The sequence below is a fragment of the Hoeflea sp. BAL378 genome (assembly GCF_000759435.1).
Taxonomy (GTDB): domain Bacteria; phylum Pseudomonadota; class Alphaproteobacteria; order Rhizobiales; family Rhizobiaceae; genus Hoeflea.
The window spans coordinates 33899-50845 of the sequence record NZ_JRJG01000016.1; the positions used below are offsets into that span (position 1 = coordinate 33899).

At 66.1% G+C, this 16947-nt stretch carries 17 protein-coding genes and 1 riboswitch; of the genes, 6 read left to right on the forward strand and 11 right to left on the reverse strand.

Annotation, left to right across the window (positions count from 1 at the left end):
- Window positions 1–30 precede the first annotated feature (30 nt).
- Window positions 31–930 carry a TerB family tellurite resistance protein gene (locus LL06_RS26300; RefSeq protein ID WP_052161230.1) on the reverse strand — a complete coding sequence of 300 codons (900 nt, stop codon included), beginning with the start codon at window positions 928–930 and terminating at the stop codon, window positions 31–33.
- Between the two features lie 126 nt (window positions 931–1056).
- Between LL06_RS26300 and LL06_RS05230 the strand changes: the two genes are divergently transcribed.
- On the forward strand, window positions 1057–1842 hold the full coding sequence (locus LL06_RS05230) for a TSUP family transporter (protein ID WP_035523200.1): 786 nt from the start codon (window positions 1057–1059) through the stop codon (window positions 1840–1842).
- Between the two features lie 80 nt (window positions 1843–1922).
- Window positions 1923–2162: a DUF4189 domain-containing protein gene (locus LL06_RS27220; protein ID WP_152599499.1), complete on the forward strand. Its 240-nt coding sequence runs from the start codon at window positions 1923–1925 to the stop codon at window positions 2160–2162.
- Window positions 2163–2286: 124 nt separating this feature from the next.
- On the opposite strand, the gene LL06_RS05235 is transcribed toward LL06_RS27220, so the two are convergent.
- The 10 genes from LL06_RS05235 to LL06_RS05280 form a co-directional block, all read right to left on the reverse strand.
- Window positions 2287–2718 carry an EamA family transporter gene (locus tag LL06_RS05235; protein ID WP_035523203.1) on the reverse strand — a complete coding sequence of 144 codons (432 nt, stop codon included), beginning with the start codon at window positions 2716–2718 and terminating at the stop codon, window positions 2287–2289.
- A gap of 27 nt (window positions 2719–2745) precedes the next feature.
- Window positions 2746–3390: a cob(I)yrinic acid a,c-diamide adenosyltransferase gene (gene cobO, locus LL06_RS05240; protein WP_035523206.1), complete on the reverse strand. Its 645-nt coding sequence runs from the start codon at window positions 3388–3390 to the stop codon at window positions 2746–2748.
- 63 nt (window positions 3391–3453) lie between these two features.
- Window positions 3454–3891: a GNAT family N-acetyltransferase gene (locus tag LL06_RS05245; RefSeq protein WP_035523209.1), complete on the reverse strand. Its 438-nt coding sequence runs from the start codon at window positions 3889–3891 to the stop codon at window positions 3454–3456.
- A gap of 2 nt (window positions 3892–3893) precedes the next feature.
- Complete coding sequence (locus LL06_RS05250) at window positions 3894–4283, reverse strand: GFA family protein (RefSeq protein ID WP_035523211.1); 390 nt, start codon at window positions 4281–4283, stop codon at window positions 3894–3896.
- Window positions 4276–8217, reverse strand: a complete 3942-nt coding sequence (gene cobN, locus LL06_RS05255) for a cobaltochelatase subunit CobN (RefSeq protein WP_035523213.1) — start codon at window positions 8215–8217, stop codon at window positions 4276–4278. The genes LL06_RS05250 and cobN overlap by 8 nt, the downstream gene beginning before the upstream one ends.
- Window positions 8218–8221: 4 nt before the next feature.
- Window positions 8222–9274 (reverse strand): cobalamin biosynthesis protein CobW, encoded by a 1053-nt coding sequence (cobW, locus tag LL06_RS05260; protein ID WP_035523216.1) that lies wholly within the window; start codon window positions 9272–9274, stop codon window positions 8222–8224.
- 4 nt (window positions 9275–9278) lie between these two features.
- Window positions 9279–9800: a bifunctional adenosylcobinamide kinase/adenosylcobinamide-phosphate guanylyltransferase gene (cobU, locus tag LL06_RS05265; RefSeq protein WP_035523219.1), complete on the reverse strand. Its 522-nt coding sequence runs from the start codon at window positions 9798–9800 to the stop codon at window positions 9279–9281.
- On the reverse strand, window positions 9797–10570 hold the full coding sequence (locus tag LL06_RS05270) for a CbtA family protein (RefSeq protein WP_035523222.1): 774 nt from the start codon (window positions 10568–10570) through the stop codon (window positions 9797–9799). The genes cobU and LL06_RS05270 overlap by 4 nt, the downstream gene beginning before the upstream one ends.
- A 12-nt stretch (window positions 10571–10582) precedes the next feature.
- Entirely contained in the window at window positions 10583–10762 is a 180-nt protein-coding gene (locus LL06_RS05275; protein ID WP_035523225.1) for a CbtB-domain containing protein, read from the reverse strand.
- A 49-nt stretch (window positions 10763–10811) separates the two neighbouring features.
- Window positions 10812–11185, reverse strand: a riboswitch (cobalamin riboswitch).
- A gap of 71 nt (window positions 11186–11256) precedes the next feature.
- Window positions 11257–12717 (reverse strand): cobyric acid synthase, encoded by a 1461-nt coding sequence (locus LL06_RS05280; protein ID WP_035523228.1) that lies wholly within the window; start codon window positions 12715–12717, stop codon window positions 11257–11259.
- A 230-nt stretch (window positions 12718–12947) separates the two neighbouring features.
- Between LL06_RS05280 and LL06_RS28395 the strand changes: the two genes are divergently transcribed.
- The 4 genes from LL06_RS28395 to LL06_RS05295 all read left to right on the forward strand — a co-directional run bounded on the left by LL06_RS28395 (window position 12948) and on the right by LL06_RS05295 (window position 16912).
- Window positions 12948–13082: a hypothetical protein gene (locus LL06_RS28395; RefSeq protein WP_280114104.1), complete on the forward strand. Its 135-nt coding sequence runs from the start codon at window positions 12948–12950 to the stop codon at window positions 13080–13082.
- A 627-nt stretch (window positions 13083–13709) separates the two neighbouring features.
- Window positions 13710–14723 carry an ABC transporter substrate-binding protein gene (locus LL06_RS05285; RefSeq protein WP_035523230.1) on the forward strand — a complete coding sequence of 338 codons (1014 nt, stop codon included), beginning with the start codon at window positions 13710–13712 and terminating at the stop codon, window positions 14721–14723.
- A 253-nt stretch (window positions 14724–14976) separates the two neighbouring features.
- Complete coding sequence (locus tag LL06_RS05290) at window positions 14977–15864, forward strand: proline/glycine betaine ABC transporter permease (RefSeq protein WP_035523232.1); 888 nt, start codon at window positions 14977–14979, stop codon at window positions 15862–15864.
- Window positions 15865–15868: 4 nt separating this feature from the next.
- Window positions 15869–16912 (forward strand): glycine betaine/L-proline ABC transporter ATP-binding protein, encoded by a 1044-nt coding sequence (locus LL06_RS05295; RefSeq protein ID WP_035523381.1) that lies wholly within the window; start codon window positions 15869–15871, stop codon window positions 16910–16912.
- Window positions 16913–16947 lie beyond the last annotated feature (35 nt).

Below are 16947 nucleotides of genomic sequence, written 5' to 3' on the forward strand. Positions count from 1 at the left end.
CCAAGAGGGAAATCGGGCCGCCCGGGCCGCTCAGGCGAAGCCCAGTCGCCGCGCCGTGGCCTCGAGCAGCCGCCGTTCGCGGTCGGTCACCTCGCCGTCGGCCTTGGCCACCAGCGCCAGGTGATCGAGGATCTCGCGCTTGCGCGCGTCATTAAGATCGGCAAGCATGTCGGCGGCCTGCGCGTCGGTGGTCTCATAGCCGAATTCGTGGAGATATTTGAGAATATCGGTGAGCTCGTCGCCATTGAGCCCGAGCAGCCGCGTGCAGATCGCGGCGAAGGCGTCGGCCTCGGCGGCTTCCACGGTCTTGTCGGCAAAGGACATCCGCACCAGGAGCAGCAGTTCGGCGGTCAGGATCGGGTCATGCGCGACCCTGTTCAGCGACGAATAGCGGTCGAGGAAGCCCCGGACCCGTTCGCCCAGCGAGGTCTCCCGGTGCGGCTCCTGCGGCGGATCGTGCGGCGTATCGGTCATGCCCTGTTCCTTTTCGTCAATGCCGGCCTGCGGGCCGAGCCCGAGCAGGCTCGCGGTCCTGCGGATCAGCCGGTCGTCGAGCGCGTCGCGCGTGCCGTTGCCGTTGGCGTTGGCGTTGGCGATCCGCACCATGCCGCCAAGAAGGGTGGTTCGCGCCTCCGTGTCAAGCTGCCTGATGAGCGTGAAGGCCTCGGCCTCGCAGGCCCGCGCCTTGGGCGAGTCGAGCAAAGCGTGGAGCTCGGGCATGTCCTCCGGGCCGACGCCGAAATGCTCGGCGCAGAGGCGCTCGAAGGCCCGGAGCTGCGACGGCTGGACGATGCCGTCGGCCAGCACCATGCGGAACAGCACCAGGATCTCGGCGAGCGCGACCGGATCCTCCGACAGCTCGGCGAGCGGACCCGAAAAATGCGGGTTTCGCTCGAACAGCCGCGCAATCGATGCAAGAATTCCGCGCATCCCATCTCCTGATCGGGAAGAGTCCCGGTCAAAAGGAATGTAAACGCCGACCGACGATTGTCCAGAGCGCCGTCGCATGCCATAGGACGCACCCTGCCCCGCCCTTCCCTCCGTCCAGGCTGTTTGATGGAAGACCTGTCCCTGACGCTGACCTTGCTGCTCTGTGCCGCGGCCTTCCTCGCGGGCTTTGTCGATGCGATCGCCGGCGGCGGCGGGCTGATCACCGTGCCGGCGCTGCTGCTGGCCGGATTCGCCCCGGTCGAGGCGCTCGGCACCAACAAGCTGCAGGGCCTGTTCGGCTCGGGCTCGGCCACGGTCGCCTATGCCCGCAAGGGCCATGTCGACCTCCGGGCGCAATTGCCCTCCGCCGTGCTGTCGGCCGCGGGCGCGGCGCTCGGCGCGCTTCTGGCCACGATCGTTCCCGGCGATGTCTTCCGCGCGGTGCTGCCGTTCCTGCTGGTCGCCATCGCGCTCTATTTCGCGCTGAAGCCCAACATGGGCGACATCGACCGGGCGCGGCGGCTCTCGCCCTTCCTGTTCGGGCTGATCGTCGTGCCGCTGATCGGCCTTTATGACGGCGTCTTCGGCCCCGGCGCGGGCTCGTTCTTCATGCTGGCCTTCGTGGGACTGGCGGGCTATGGCCTGCTCAAGGCCACCGCCCACACCAAGCTCCTGAACTTCGCCTCGAATCTCGGCGCCTTCGCGGTCTTCACCGTTGTCGGCGTGATCTCCTGGAAGATCGGGCTGATGATGGGGGTGGCCCAGTTCCTGGGCGCCCAGGCCGGCTCGCGGCTGGCGATGAAGATCGGGGCCAGGATCATCAAGCCGCTCCTGGTGATCACCTGCGTGGCTCTGGCGGCGAAGCTGATCGCCGATCCGGCCAACCCCGTGCGGGTCTGGCTGGGCATCTGATCGGGCAGCCAAGAATCCGATTGTTTTCCTTGGGAAAAAGATTAGCTTGCCCTAATTCACCCTTCCACAGAGGATCGTTCATGAAAAAAGTTCAAAGGAATCTGCTGACTGTCCTCTTTGCCGGAGCTGTCGCCGCAGCCTCAGCGGGCCCGGCTTTGGCCTGGGGGTGCATAGCGCTTGCCGAAGAAGACGACAGTTACGGCTACAGCTACAATTTCGACAACGAGAGTGACGCCGCCGAACGTGCGCTCAATGAATGCGCGGAACGAACCTCCAGCGACGATGTCTGCGTCATCGTTGAATGCGACGAGGCCTCCTGAGCCCCGCGGGACCGCCGCCCCTTGCCGTGAGGCCCGCTGCTTCACGGTGAAACGGCCGGATTCCACACAGCTTTGAACGTCCCTGCGGTCTGGTGCTTTCGCCCGGCCGCAGGGAACTTTGGCGCTAGAACACTGCAAGCAATATCGCGCCGGCGCCGATCAGCGCCACGCCGAGCCAGTTCAGGCCCGAGAGGTGCTCGCCCAAAAACAGCACGCCGAAGATCGCCACCAGGACGATCGACAATTTGTCGAGCGGCGCCACCCGGGCGGCGTCGCCGAGTTTCAGGGCGCGGAAATAGGCGAGCCAGGACGCGCCGGTGGCAAGGCCCGACAGGCCGAGGAAGATCCAGGTCTTGAGCGGGATCGATTGCGGCTGGCGCCACTTGCCCATCGCCGTCAGGATCGCGCCGAGCACCAGCATGATCACGCAGGTGCGGATGAAGGTGGCGAGATCGCTGTCGATGTCGCTGACGCCGATCTTGGCGAAGATCGCGGTCAGCGCCGCGAACACCGCCGCCACCAGCGCCCAGAACTGCCAGCTTGCTGATAGGGTCATGGCTGCCCGGCTCCCCTGAGGATGTGTCTAGTATTCCACGCCGATCTGCGCCTTCACGCCCGAGCGGAACGGATGCTTGATCATTTCCATCTCGGTCACCAGGTCGGCGAACTCGATGAGCTCTTCCTTGGCGTTGCGGCCGGTGAGCACGACATGGGTCATCGGCGGCTTTTCTTCCTTCAGGAAGGCGATGACGTCATTGACGTCGAGATAGTCGTAGCGCAGGGCGATGTTGATCTCGTCGAGCAGCACCATGGAGTTGCGCTCGTCGCGGATCATCTCCTTGGCCTTTTTCCAGGCGGCCTGGGCCATCTCGATGTCGCGGGCCTTGTCCTGCGTCTCCCAGGTGAAGCCCTCGCCCATGGTGTGGAACTGGCAGAGGTCGGAGAAATGCCTGAGGATCAGGTCGCGTTCGCCGGTGGACATCGCGCCCTTGATGAACTGCACTACCGCGCAGCGCTTGCCGTGGGCGATGTGGCGGAAGATCATGCCGAAGGCCGCCGACGACTTGCCCTTGCCCTTGCCGGTGTGGACGATCACCAGGCCCTTCTCGCCGGTCTTGGTGGCCATGATCTTCTCGCGCGCGGCCTTCTTCTTGGCCATCTTGTCGGCGTGCCGCGCGTTGAGATCCTCCTCGCTCATGCCGTCGGTGATTTTTCCGCGTTCGCTCATTGCCTGTCCATCCTGTTTCTCTTCAGTTCCGGCGCCTCAAGCGCCGCCCCGCCCGCCATCGGCTCACGCGCCCTGCGCGGGCGCGAAAGGCTTGGCGAACCAGATCCGCTGCGGCGCGCCGGCGGTGGCGGGCAGCCTGCCGCATTCAGTATAGCCCAATTCCTTGTAAAACCGCGGCGCCTGGAATTCGAACGTGTCGAGATAGACGCCGACCAGGCCGGTCTCCCGTGCATACTCTTCCGCCTTGGCCAGAAGCGCGCGGCCGATGCCGTTGCCCCGCTCGGTCTCGGCCACGCCGAGCAGCTTGATGTACAGCCAGCCCTGGATGGAATAGCCCACCAGCCCGCCGGCAAGATCAAGATCGGCGCTCGCCGCCTTGAGTTCGAAGCGGACCGGATCGAACGGATAGCCGAGCTCCGCGGCGGTGGCGTCGATCAGCTCCTCCACCGCATGGGAGAAGGCGCCGTCATTGCTTTCGACCGTGGTGATGGTGATGGTCATGCTCAGCCCTCGTCTTTCGGCAGGTCGTCGACCACGTTCAGCCAGCCGACGCGTTCGTTCCAGTGATCGTGTTGCCGCATCGTGATTGCGGCCGGTTCTTCGAGCAGCATGACATAGAAATCGGTCTCGCCCGGCCGTTGGTCGGATTGATAGCTCAACGGCGCGCCGCAATGGGAGCAAAAGCCGCGTTTCACGCCGGGAGACGACGCAAAGAACCGCAGCGGCTCCCCTTCCAGGAAACCGTCCTGCGAGGCCACGGTGAAGAAGCTCGTCACCGGCGACGAGGTCGCCCGGCGGCAGCTTTCGCAGTGACAGTGATTGGCGCCGATGATGGCGCCCTTGACCCTCAGGCGCACGCCGCCGCACAGGCATTTTCCGGTGAGCTCACCCATGTCGGCCATCTCCTTGCGCCAGTTGGGACAGGGCGAACTTGGCCGAATTCGATTTCGGCGTCCACAGCTCGCGCGAAATCGCCTCCTCGAATTTCTGCGCCATCTCCTTGAGCGCATCGGGATTCTTCTCGCGCAGGAAGGCGAGCGTGTCCTCGTCCTGGAGATAGGCCTGGTAGACCGCCTCGAAATGAGCATCCCGCACCGCGCCCGTCGTGGCCGCGAAGGCGAACAAATAATCCACCGTCGCCGCCATCTCGAAGGCGCCCTTGTAGCCGTGGCGCTTGACGCCGTCGATCCATTTCGGATTGACCGCGCGGCCGCGCACGACGCGGGCGATCTCTTCTTCCAGCGAGCGGATCACCGGCCGCTCGGGCCGGGAATGATCATTGTGGTAGACCGCCGGCCTTGTGCCGCGCGCGGCTTCCACCGCCGCCGTCATGCCGCCCTCGAACTGGTAGTAGTCGTCGGAATCGAGAAGATCATGCTCGCGGTTGTCCTGGTTCTGCACCACGGCCTCCACGGTGGACAATCGCTGCTCGAACAGTTCGTGCGCCGCCTGCCCCTCCTCGCCGGCGCCATAGGCATAGCCGCCCCAGACGACGAAGGCTTCGGCCAGCTCGCCGCGATCGGTCCAGCCGCCCTCGTCCATCAGCGCCTGCAGGCCCGCGCCATAGGCGCCGGGCTTGGAGCCGAACACGCGGAACGAGGCCTGCCGCGCCGCCTCTTCCGGAGACGACCCGGCGGCGATCAGCTTGGCCGTCTCGCTGCGCGCCCGGGCGGCGAGCGGGTTGTCGCCCTCGTCCTCCTCCAGCGCCGCCACGGCGCGCGCGGCGCGGTCGAACAGCGCGATCTGGTCGGGGAAGGCGTCGCGGAAGAAGCCGGAGATCCTGAGCGTCACGTCGACCCGCGGCCGCTTCATCTTGGCCATCGGGATGATCTCGTAGCCGGTGACCCGTCGCGAGGCCGGATCCCAGACCGGTTTCGCGCCGATCAGCGCCAGGGCCTGGGCGATGTCGTCGCCGCCGGTGCGCATGTTGGAGGTGCCCCAGGCGGTGAGCGCCATCGAGGTCGGCCATTCGCCGTGATCCTGGATGTGGCGGGTGACCAGCAGTTCCGCCGACCTCTGCCCCAGCTCCCACGCCGCCGGCGTCGGCACCGCGCGGCTGTCGACCGAATAGAAGTTCCGCCCCGTCGGCAGCACGTCCGGCCGCCCCCTGGTCGGCGCGCCCGAGGGTCCCGGCGCCACGAAGCGGCCGTCGAGCGCGGTGAGCAGGCCCGCAAGTTCGGCGGCGCCGCAGGCCTGGACGGAGGGCTTCAGGCGGGTCTCGATCTCGTCCATCACCGCGCGGGTGTCGGCCCAGGCATCGGGCACTTGGGTGCGGCCGGAGACGAGTTCGATCGCCAGCAGCTCGATGCGTTCCACCGTGTCGCCATTGCTGCGCCAGGGGTCGGCGGAGACGGCTTGCAGTTCTGCCGGTTTGGGGCCGGTCCAGGGGTCTGCCATGGCGCAGTCGAGGGGGTCGAAGGAAGCTGTCGGAAAAGACCCCTCCCCAACCCCTCCCCACAAGGGGGAGGGGCTACCCGGCCGAGCCGGCTCAGAAGAAAATCCGGACTTCCTGCTGTTGATGGTTGTTTCGGAAGGCGCAACACCCGCGGCGTCGAGCCCCTCCCCCTTGTGGGGAGGGGTTGGGGAGGGGCTTTCTCTAACCAAGATTGGGGAGGGGTTTGTTCCCGAAACTCCCGCATCCCGCGCAATGGCCCGGTGCAGGCTGTCCCCGCCCGGCCCCTCGCCGCGCCTGATGCGCGCCAGCGTCACCACCAGATCGGTGAGCAGCCCGCCCTCGGGCGACAGGCCGAAGATGTGCAGCCCGTCTCGGATCTGCATTTCCTTGAGGTCGCAGAGCCAGGCGTCGAGCTTTTCGAGCGCCAGGTCGTCGTCGTCGCCTTCGGCGATGCCCGCGTCCTGGTCGAGCCCGATGTCGCGCACCAGATCGAGGATCTGGCCCTTGAGCAGCTTGAGCCGTCGCGGATCGTGGCCCGAGGCCTCGTAATATTCGTCGACCAAGGCTTCCAGATGCTTGAGGGGGCCGTAGCTCTCCGCGCGCGTGAGCGGCGGCGTCAGGTGGTCGATGATCACCGCGGAAGCGCGGCGCTTGGCCTGGGTGCCCTCGCCCGGATCATTGACGATGAAGGGATAGACATGCGGCAGCGGCCCGAGCACGGCCTCGGGATAGCACGCCCGCGACAGCGCCAGCGCCTTGCCCGGAAGCCATTCGAGATTGCCGTGCTTGCCCATGTGGACGATGGCGTGGGCGTCAAATTCGCCGCGTAGCCAGGCGTAGAAGGCAAAATAGCCGTGCGGCGGCACAAGATCCGGCGCGTGGTAGCTCGCCTTCGGATCGATGTTGTAGCCGCGCGCCGGCTGGATGCCGGCCACCACATTGCCGTATCGCAGCAGCGCCAGATGGAACGCGCCGTCGCGATGGAACGGGTCCTCCTCCGGCGCGCCCCAGCGCGCGGTCACGGCGTCCCGGATGGACGGATCGAGGCTTTCGAAAAAGTGCCGGTACTCCGCGAGCGGCAGCGGCACGCCGCCGCTGCGGTCGGGCTTGAGCGCATTGGTCGGCCCCGCCTTCAGCTCGGTCACCAGCGCGTCGCCGTCGGCGGGAAGCGCGCCGGTCTCGTATCCGGCGGCCTGCATGGCCTTGAGCACCTCCACCGTGCCGGCGGGCGTATCGAGCCCGACGCCATTGGCGATGCGGCCGTCGCGGTTGGGGTAGTTGGCGAGAATGATCGCCACCCGCCGGTCCTTGGGCTCCGTGCGCCGGAGCCGCGCCCAGCGGGCGGCAAGCTCGGCCACGAAGGCCACCCGGTCGGGCTCGGGCGCGTGGGTGACGATGTTGGCCTGAACCGTCTCGTCGAACCGCGCCGCCGATTTGAACGAGACGGCGCGCGTGAGCACCCGTCCATCCACTTCGGGCAACGCCACATGCATGGCGAGATCGCGCGAGCCGAGGCCCTGGTGCGACGCCGCCCAGGCCTCGCGGCCGCCGCCGGCGAACACCGCCTGCAGCACCGGCGCGCCGGTGGATTCGAGCACCGTGCCCTTGCTCCGGCCTCCGGGCGAGGACACGGCGAAGCCAGTGGCGTTGATCACCACGTCTGGGGCCGCGTCAGCGAAGATCGCCTCGATGGTGCCGACAGAGACCGGATCCTTGAGGCTCGACACGAAGACCGGCAGCGCATTGACGCCCTGCTCCATCAAGGCATCGCACAGGGCCGCCACCGGCGCGGTCTGGCCGCTCTGCACCAGCGCCCGGTAGAAGCAGATCGCCGCCACCGGTGCGCCCGGAATCCAGCCCTTGCGCAGGTCATTGAGCGACGGATTGCCGGTCCCGGGATCCCAGAGCCCGGCCTTGAGCAGCGGCGCCGCCGGCCCCGGCAGGTCGCCGCCTCCAATCAGCGCCTCCGCGCACTCGATGAAGCCGCGCGCGTTCTCCGCCCCGCCCTCGATCAGATAGGCCCAGAGGCTCTCCCGCGAGGGCTGGTCGAGCGTCGACAGCGGATCGAGCCCCGGATCGGGCCTGTCGTCGCCCGGCAGCGCGGCGATTTGAAACCCGTGGGTGACGGCGGCGGCGTGCAGGCTTTCGAGCACATAGGAAAAATAGCTCGCCCCGCCCAGCGCCCGGACGATGACCAGCTTCGCCCTGGGCGCCATTTTCGCCACGACGGTGTCGACCGACATCGGGTGCTTGAGGTCGGAGAGGCTCGCAAGCCGCCAGGACATCCGCCCCGCCGTCTGGCGCGCCGCGGCGATGCTCGCAAGCTCGGTGTCGGCGGCGCTGAGAAAGAGAACGTCGCCCGGGCTCTGGCCGAGATCGACGGCCTCGTCGCCATCGCTCAGGCTTCCCTTCTGGGCGACGAGAAGATGCATGCCGTCAGCCTGTCAATCCGGCAAGGCTCGCGCGGATCGCCGTCTCGTCGATGTCGCGCAGGCCGATCACCACCAGCCGCGTGCCGCGCGCCTCGCCCGCGCCCCAGGGCCGGTCGAAATGCGTGTCGATGCGCGCGCCCACCGCCTGCACCACCATCCGCATCGGCTTGCCCGCCATGTCGGCAAAGCCCTTGAGACGCAGGATGTCGTGGCTGATGATCAGGCTCTTGAGGCCTTCGGTGAAGGCGGCCGCGTCGGTGACAGGGCCGAGTGTGACGACGAAGCTCTCGAACTCGTCGTGATCGTGCTCGTGGCCGTCGGCATGGTGGATCTCGTGGTGCGACTTGCGGTTGGCGATGTCGTCCTCGGTGCCGATGCCGAGGCCCAGCAGCACCTCCGGCGCCACCTCGCCCTGGCGCGCCTCGATGAACACCGGCTTCCGGGAAAGATGCGCGAGGATGCCATCGCGGACCCCGTTCAGATCTGCGGCGCTGATCAGGTCGGTCTTGTTGAGCACGATCAGGTCGGCGGCCATCAACTGGTCCTCGAACAGCTCCTCGAGCGGGCTGTCGTGGTCGAGCCCCTCGTCGGCCAGGCGCTGGGCGTCGAGCTTGTCGTGGTCGTCGGCAAAGCGGCCTGCGGCGACCGCGGCGCTGTCGACCACGGTGACGACGCCGTCGACGGTCACCTGGGTCTTGATGCCCGGCCAGTTGAAGGCGGCGACCAGCGGCTGCGGCAGCGCCAGGCCCGAGGTCTCGATGACGATGTGGTCGGGGCGGTTGGCGCGCGCCAAGAGCTTTTCCATGGTCGGGATGAAATCGTCGGCCACGGTGCAGCAGATGCAGCCATTGGTGAGCTCGACGATATCGTCTTCCGAGCAGACCTCGTCGCCGCAGCCCTTGAGCACGTCGCCGTCGACGCCCAGATCGCCGAACTCGTTGATGATCAGCGCGATCCGCTTGCCCTTGGCATTGGCGAGCATGTGGCGGATCAGCGTGGTCTTGCCGGCGCCCAGAAAGCCGGTGATCACGGTTGCGGGGATCTTGGAGCCATTCATCGGGTTAACCCTTCATCTTGAGCGGCAGGCCGGCGGTGACGAAATGAACCTCGTCGGCCAGGCTTGCGATGGATTGGTGGAGGCGGCCGGCATGGTCGCGGAAGGCCCGCGCCATGGCGTTGTCGGGCACGATGCCGAGGCCCACCTCGTTGGAAACGAACACAACCGGCCCCTTGAGACCGGGAATCGTGGCGGCAAGCCCGTCGAACGCCTGGGAAATGTCGTGTTCGCCCAGCATCAGATTGGTGACCCACAGCGTCAGGCAATCGACCAGGATCGGCCGGTCCGGCTTTGCCTGGTCGGCGAGCGTCCGGGCGAGATCGAGCGGCGCCTCGATCGTCTCCCAGCCCTGCCCGCGCCGGGACTGGTGCGCGGCTATGCGGTCGCGCATCTCCTCGTCCCAGGCCTGGCCGGTGGCGACATAGAGCCTGTTTGGCGCGGCGGTCTCGACCAGGCTTTCGGCGAAGGCCGATTTGCCCGAGCGCGCGCCGCCGAGCACCAGCGTCACCTGCCTGAGTGCGCTCACGCCCGCTGCTCCGCCGGCACGCGGGAGAGGAAATGGCCCAGCAGCCCGCCGAGCAGCAGCCAGAAGAACAGCGTCGTCGCCAGCGAGGCGGCGGCATAGGCCGAGGCGAGATAGGCGGGGACGTCGCTGGAGATGTCGTCGGGCACCGGCGCGCCCCAGACATGCGGTGCGGCGATCAGCACCAGGCCCAGCGCCCTGGCGACCCATTCCGGCCTGAGCGCCACGAGCCACAGGCCGAGGGCCGAGGCGCCGACCGTGACCATCCACCAGCCCTGCCGGTCAGCCAGATCGGCATGGGGAAATCCCGGCACCGCCGGCGGCAGGCCGAAGGACGGCGCAAGCTGGACGCAGAACCAGGCCCCGGCGCCCAAGAGCAGGCCGCGCATCAGCCCGTCGCGTCCGGCCGGAAACTCGATGCCCGCGATCAGCGCCACCGCCGCCAGCATCAGCGCGAAGCCCGCGCCGGCAACGAGATTGGCGAGCACGGTATCGCCCAGCCGACCGAGGCCGAGCATGGACTCGTCGCCCTCGTCATGGGTGTGATCATTTGCGTCATGATCCTGCCCCGCCGTAGCGGTGACCTCGGGTGTTTCGGATCCGGCGGCGGTGGTCGAGGACACGGCCTCGGCCGCGCCATGATCATGGCCACCGCCTTCATAGGTTTCCGCCTGCAGGATCAGCGGAACGATCTTGACATATTGGGCGGGCGTCATCGCCATACCGGCAATGAGCCCGGCGGCGAGAGCCGCCAGGAGCAACCTGACAATCATGGCATCAATCCCTTAGTGGCAGGGAAAGCCGTAGGAATGCCGTGTGTCGTGCGCCGCGTCGTGCAGCGCCTGGGAATTGGCGAGGCCAACCCCGAACACCAGGATGGAGCCGATGACCAGCGCCATCAGGCCGGCGACAGTGCGCGCGCCGATGCGGTCGGTGAGGGAAAGCGTTTGAATCTTGGCAGCCATGACAACCTCCGTGAATGGCTTCGGGAGAAAACCTCTCCCAAAGGTCCGGCTCTCAACCGGTGCGAATGGCAGGTCTCCTGGCTCGCGGGTCGTGTCGACGTTGCCGTCGACATCGGCAAATGCCGGCCTTCCCAACGTGTCCTGCGGTCATGAAAACGGGACGATTCGTAGATATAGAGGCGTCCGCGCCTGTTGATCATGCCGCCACGTCAGTGGCTTGTCCGGTCCGGACTGGAGCAGTGCAGGTCGACACCATTGTCTTGCCGCACGCCCGGCCTCCGGGGCCGGTGACATTTGCCTCGCCGCTCTACAGTCGCGGGGTCGGCTGCGATAAAGATGCCCTGATTGGGTCCATCCCTCCGCATTCCCTTTTGATCCTGAAAACCGGACTGGTTTTCTGGAACCATTCGAAGCTCAAGTGATACGGATGCAGCGGCCCGCTGTCAATCGCGACAGCGCCATCACCCGCTCCATCCGCGACCGGTGTTCCCGCCTCAGACGGGCGCCGCCATCGCCATGATCCGCTCGAAGCCCACCAGCCGGTCGAGCTCCGATGCGATCTCGTCGAGCGCGGCGTCCACGTCGCCGCGGAAATCGGTCGCCCCGCCGTTCAGCCCGAACCCCGCCAGCAGCCGGGCGCGGTAGGCGTCGGAGTCGAACAGCCCGTGCAGATAGGTGCCCGACACGAGGCCGTCGGCCGAGACCGCGCCGTCGGGACGTCCGTCGATCAGCGTCATCGGCCTCAGCGCATCCGGGCCGCGGCTCACGCCCAAATGGATCTCGTAGCCCGACAGCGCCACATCATGCACCGCCGAGCGGGCCTTGATGTTGCGCACGGTCTTTTCCGGCGCCATCTCGGTGTCGATGTCGAGGAACCCCAGGCCTTCCGCCTCGGTGTCGCCGCCCTCGATTCCTAACGGGTCGCGCACGCTGCGCCCCAGCATCTGCAGCCCGCCGCAGATGCCGATGATCATCCCGCCGCGGCGGCGGTGCGCCTCGAGGTCCCGGTCCCAGCCCTGGCTGCGGAAGAAGGCGAGATCGGCGATGGTGGATTTCGATCCCGGCAGGATCACCAGGCCCGCGTCGGCGGGCAAGGGTTCGCCGGGACGCACGAACACCAGCTCCACCTCGGGCTCGGTCTTGAGCGGATCGAAATCATCGAAATTGGCGATCCGCGACAGCACCGGCACCGCGACCTTGAGCGCCCGCGCCTCGCCGCGCACGAGCCGCTCGAGCGCCACCGAATCCTCGGCCGGCAGCCGTGCGGCGGCCTTCAGCCAGGGAACCACGCCGAGGCAGGGCCAGCCTGTGAAGCCGGCGATGGCGGAAATGCCGTCGTCGAACAGGCTCACATCGCCGCGGAACTTGTTGATGAGATAGCCCGCGATCATCGCCCGGTCGTCCGCGGGCAGGATCGTGTGGGTGCCCACCACCGAGGCGATCACGCCGCCGCGGTCGATGTCGCCGACCAGCACCACCGGCACCCGTGCGCGTGTCGCAAATCCCATATTGGCGATGTCGCCGGCGCGAAGGTTGATCTCCGCCGGAGAGCCCGCGCCTTCGACCAGCACCAGGTCGGCGCCGGCGCCCACGCGGGCGAAACTGTCCATCACCGCCGCCATGAGTTCGGGCTTGAGCTTCTGGTAGTCGCGGCCGCGGGCGTGGCCCACCACCCTGCCCTGCACCACCACCTGCGAGCCGGTCTCCGATTGCGGCTTGAGCAGCACCGGGTTCATGTGCACGCTGGCAGGCACCCGGCAGGCCAGCGCCTGCAGCCATTGCGCCCGGCCGATCTCGCCGCCGTCATCGGCGACGGCGGCGTTGTTGGACATGTTCTGCGGCTTGAACGGGCGCACGCTGAGGCCGCGATTGGCCGCAAGCCGGCAGAAGCCCGCGACCAGCACGGTCTTGCCCACGTCCGACCCGGTTCCCTGAAACATCACTGCGCGTGTCATGGAGCGTTCGATAGCACCGCCGCGCGCTGATCAAAAGGGGTGTCGCCGCTCCGGGCGTTCACCGCGTGTTAACCATGGCGGCGCGCCCGGTGAGATTTCTTTTTGCGACATCTGGATTGCGACATCGCCCGGCGGATTTGATGCATCCCGGCGCAAGTGATGGGCCTAGAGCAGGGACAGTTGCCGACCGCCCGACCGAGGCGATCGCCCCGCACCAGAAAGACTTCGCCATGCTGTACGTATTCAACTCCGCCAACCGCGTCCAGATCGCCTGGAACGGCGTCCTCCCCGCCCAGAAGCCCAACCAGAAGCCCCGCACCGGCATCGTCAACAGCGTCATCCGCACGCTGTCCGCAGGCTGCTGAGGCGCGCCGGGCGCGCTATCCGAAATCCGAGAAGATCGTGATCGGGCCGGGCGTGACAACGTCCGGTCTTTTTGCGCCCGGATGCGCAGGCCGCAAATGCGAAGGCCGTCCGGACCTTGCGGTTCGAACGGCCTGCCAAAAATACGCCTGGCGACCCCACAGATACGCGCGAGGTTCGCGACATCCCGGTACGCAATACCTGATCCGGGATGGTCGGCGGTTGTCCCCCGCCGTGAGGAATGTGTAACCCGGACATCGTTACCGGAGAGTTAGTGAAACCCTAAGCATTCATGAATCGGGCGATTTATTTCGGCCGCGCGCATTAACGATGTGCCGCCCAGGCGCGGAGTGCGGCTTTTACAAATTCCCGAAGGCGCTGTTGATTTCTGCCGTCAAGTCCTTACCCTAGCAGGTGGCACTTCAAGAGCAGGCCGGCTTGTGACAGAGTTCCTCAAGACGCTCCTGCGCTAATTGATGTCGTCTTTGCGTCCTGTTTGGGGCGCAAATTGGTTTTCAATGACCGCAAGGCGAAGTGCCTTCAATTCCATCGGCCTCGGTATACGCAGTGACCGGGTTTGCCGAACAACGGAACAAACAACTGCTTACTAAGACTGGGAGGTCTTAAATATGAAGAAGCTTCTCGCTTCCACTGTCCTCGCCGTTGGCCTTATGGGCTTTGCCGGTGTCGCATCCGCCCAAGACCAGGACTGCGGCCGCGTCACCATCGCCAACATGAACTGGGCTTCCGCGGAAGTCCTCGCAAACATCGATCAGATCATCCTGTCCGAAGGATATGGATGCGAAGCCGAACTGGTCGCCGGCGACACCACGCCGACGCTCACCTCCATGGTCGAAAAGCAGGAACCGGACGTCGCTCCGGAAGCCTGGATCAACTCGCTGCGCACCCTGCTCGACGCGGCTGTCGCCGAAGGCAAGCTGCACTACGCGTCCGAATCGCTCAGCGATGGCGGCGTCGAAGGCTGGTGGATTCCGAAATACTTCGCGGAAGCCCATCCCGAGATCAAGTCGATCGACGATGCGCTGGCGCATCCCGAACTGTTCCCTGCCCCCGGCATGGAAAATGCCGGCAAGGGCGCCGTCTACAACTGCCCCGAAGGCTGGGGCTGCCGCATCATCACCACCAATCTCTTCAAGGCCTATGGCGCCGAAGAGAAGGGTTTCGTGACGGTGGAAACCGGCTCCGCCGCCGGCCTCGACGGCTCGATCGCCAAGGCCTACGAAGGCCAGGAACCGTGGCTCGGCTACTACTGGGCCCCGACCGCGATCCTCGGCAAGTACGAAATGGTCAAGCTCGACCATGGCGTGCCGCACGACAAGGAAGAATGGGACCGCTGCACCTCGATCACCGACTGCCCGGACCCCAAGAAGAACGCCTGGTCCAAGTCGGAAGTCTACACGGTCGTGACCGACGAGTTCAAGAACCGCGCCGGCCCGGCCTATGAGTACCTCGCCAAGCGGAGCTGGCCCAACTCGACCGTGAACGGCCTCCTGGCCTGGATGGCCGACAACCAGGCCACCGGCGAAGCCGGCGCCCGTCACTTCCTCAAGGAAAACGAGGACATCTGGACGCAGTGGGTGTCGCCGGAAGCGGCTGAAAAAGTCAAGAAAGCAGTGATGTAATCATCGCTGAGTGTGTGGCGGGCCTGGCCCGCCACACTTTTATTCAGGGCGCCGCGGCAGGGGAACGGCTGCGTGATTCCTTCGATGGGAATCGATTCAGGGGAACTCATGCAGCAGCTCGAAATTCTGCAGCGTCCTGCAGCCACGACCGGGGGCACGCGCCGGCAGGTGCATTCATCTGGCCAGAGGCAGCGATGAACGGCTGGTCGCCCGACGATCGGCCTTCACTATTTTCCGTATTTGGAGCGTGAATATGGACTGGTTCACAGAATTTCCCGCAATGGACACCGAGCGACTGACCGCCCTGAAAAAGGCGATCGACCTCGGCTTCCGCAATTTCACCCGCGCTTATGGCGACGTGTTCGAAACCGCCCTCTATCCGGTGCAGTGGTTCATGTTCCGCGTCGAACAGCTGCTCACCACCTCGCCCTGGCCGCTGGTGATCCTCGGTTTCGCCATCATCGCCTGGCTCGCCAGCCGGAGCTGGAAGATCACCGCCGGAGTCGTCATCACCCTGCTGCTGATCGGCTATTTCGACATGTGGGAAGACACGATGAAGACCGTCGCCATGACGGTCGTGGCGACGATCATGGCCATCATCCTCGGCATCCCCATCGGCATTCTCATGGGGCGGTCGAACCGGATCCAGGCGATGCTCAATCCCGTCCTCGACGTGATGCAGACCATGCCGAGCTTCGTCTACCTCATTCCCGTGGTCATGCTGCTGGGCATCGGCCGCGTCCCCGGGCTGATCGCGGTGATGGTCTACGCCATTCCGCCGATCATCCGCCTTACCAATCTGGGCATCAGGCTCGTCGACAAGGATGTGCTCGAGGCGGCGGACGCCTTCGGCTCGTCCAACTGGCAGCGGCTCAAGAACGTGCAGATGCCGCTCGCGCTGCCCACCATCATGGCCGGCGTCAACCAGACCATCATGATGGCGCTCGCCATGGTCGTGGTGGCCTCGATGATCGGCGTGCAGGGCCTCGGCCTTCCGGTGCTCAAGGCCATCGCCAACCAGTATTTCACATTGGGCGTCTTCAACGGCCTCGCCATCGTCGGCATCGCCATCATCTTTGACCGCACCAGCCAGGCCTATGGCAAGCGGCTGCAAAAGCACCTGGAGGTGGTTCATGGCTGAGCACATGGCTGGCATCGGCATCAGCATCCGGAATCTCTACAAGATCTTCGGCAGCAATCCCGACGCCTATATCGACGCCGTCAAGGCCGGCATGACCAAGGCCGAGCTCAACGAGAAGCACAGTCATGTGCTCGGCCTCAAGGACATCAACATCGACATGCCCGGCGGCGGCATCCAGGTGGTCATGGGCCTGTCGGGCTCGGGCAAGTCCACCCTGATCCGCCACATCAACCGGCTGATCGATCCGACCGCGGGCGAGGTCATCGTCGGCGACGAGGATGTGGTCAAGATGAACGAGGCGCAGTTGCGCGAGTTCCGCCGCCACAAGACGGCGATGGTGTTCCAGAAGTTCGCGCTTCTTCCGCACCGCACGGTGCTGGAAAACACGGTCTACGGCCTGGAGATCCAGGGCCTGCCCCGCGAGGAGCAGGAAAAGCAGGCGCGGCGCTGGATTTCCCGCGTCGGCCTCGACGGCTTCGAGGACAATTATCCCAACCAGCTCTCGGGCGGCATGCAGCAGCGCGTGGGTCTCGCCCGGGCGCTGACCAACGACGCGCCGATCCTTCTGATGGACGAGGCCTTCTCGGCGCTCGACCCGCTGATCCGCATGGACATGCAGACGGTGCTGCTCGATCTGCAGAAGGAAATCCGCAAGACCGTGGTCTTCATCACCCACGATCTCGACGAGGCGCTGCGCCTGGGCGACCGCATCGCCATCCTGCGCGATGGCGAAGTGGTGCAGCAGGGCACCAAGCAGGAAATCGTGCTGCGTCCCGCCGACGAGTACATCTCGAGCTTCGTGCGCGAGGTCAATCGCGGCCGGGTGATCTCGGTCGACATGGTCATGGCTCCGCTGTCGGGCGAGCCCAAGGGCATGCCGATCCTGACGGGCACGGTGCTCGAGATCGCCGCCAAGAAGATGACCGACAGCAATGTGCCCGAGGCGCATGTGACCGATGCGTCGGGCGCCGTGCTGGGCAAGCTGGCAATCAACGAGGTGATCTCCGCCATGGTGACGCCGGTCGACCACGAGACGGCCGCCGCCTGAGACAGGGCCTGATCCCGGCTTTGGCCCGGATCCAA